This window comes from Streptomyces sp. NPDC002671, from assembly GCF_053592475.1.
Genome location: NZ_JBSFVU010000051.1, coordinates 1 through 1,090 on the forward strand (window position 1 = coordinate 1; position 1,090 = coordinate 1,090).

At 64.7% G+C, this 1,090-nt stretch carries 1 pseudogene; it reads left to right on the plus strand.

The window, feature by feature from the left end:
• Positions 1 to 94: 94 nt before the first annotated feature.
• A pseudogene (locus ACWD35_RS39885) lies at positions 95 to 1,090 on the plus strand (hypothetical protein); the annotation flags it as partial.

The following is a 1,090-nucleotide window of genomic DNA, read 5'->3' on the forward strand; positions in this document are numbered from 1 at the left end:
CAAGAGCCCGATCGACTACGAACACAGCTACCAGGCCAGCCTCACCGAGGAACTGGCTGCATAGGAAGGTCTCCACAGATCGGGGGGATTGACAGTGGCCGAGGCGATCGCCCGCCAAGCCACAGCCACCACGGCTGGACAGCACACGGCTGAGTCGTTCCTCATCGCACAGTTGCTGGCCCGCTCCGTCCGCGACCGCCCTGAAGCCGTTGACACCGCCAGCGACGACTGGCTATCCCAGTTGCCCACCAGCATCGGGGATGCCTTCGACGAAGATTTGGGACGCCTTGGCAGCAAGGCCCCACTTGCCAGCACCCTCCTTGAGGCTCTGGCTTGGGCGGCAGGCGCCGGATTGCCCTGGGAGAACCTTTGGGTGCCAGTCGCCGAGGCCTTGGCCCAGGAGCGAGTCGGCGAGCCGGGCCCGATCAGTGACCAGGATGTTCGCTGGCTACAGGAGAAGGCGGGGGCCTACATCGTGGAGGACCTGGGCCCGGGTCAGCGATCTGTCTTTCGGCCCTTCCACGACCTGCTGGCCGCACACCTCCGCGGCGAGATCAGCACCGAGCAAGCCGCCAACGCCACAGCCCCGTATGTCTGGCAGGAGCAACAAGCCCGCAAGCAAGAAGCCCTCACAAACGCGTTGCTGTCAACCGTACCCACCAGCGCGTGGGGCCAGCGGCAATGGTTCTCCGCCCACCCCTACCTTCGCACCTACCTGGCCCAGCACGCCGAAGCCGCTGGTCCCCAGAAGCTTTCAGTCCTGGCCCATGACGCGGACTTCCTCTCCACAGCAGATCCCGTCACCCTCACAGCGGTTCTTAACCCCGCCGACCCGGAGATGGGCAGTATTGCGCGTATCTACCGGCGCGCCCATCCCCTCCTCGGTGACGACGCCCGCGCCAACGCCGCCTATCTACAAGAGGCTGCCCATGCCCTATTCGGCAATATTACGAACGTCAGCACCACTGAGATACCTCCGCTCTACCAGACTCGGCTGACAGCGGTCCGGCAAGACGACAGCCTGCTCAGCATCACTGCCCATACGGGAGCGGTGACCTCAGTGGCATTTGGCACTACTTCCGACGGCCAG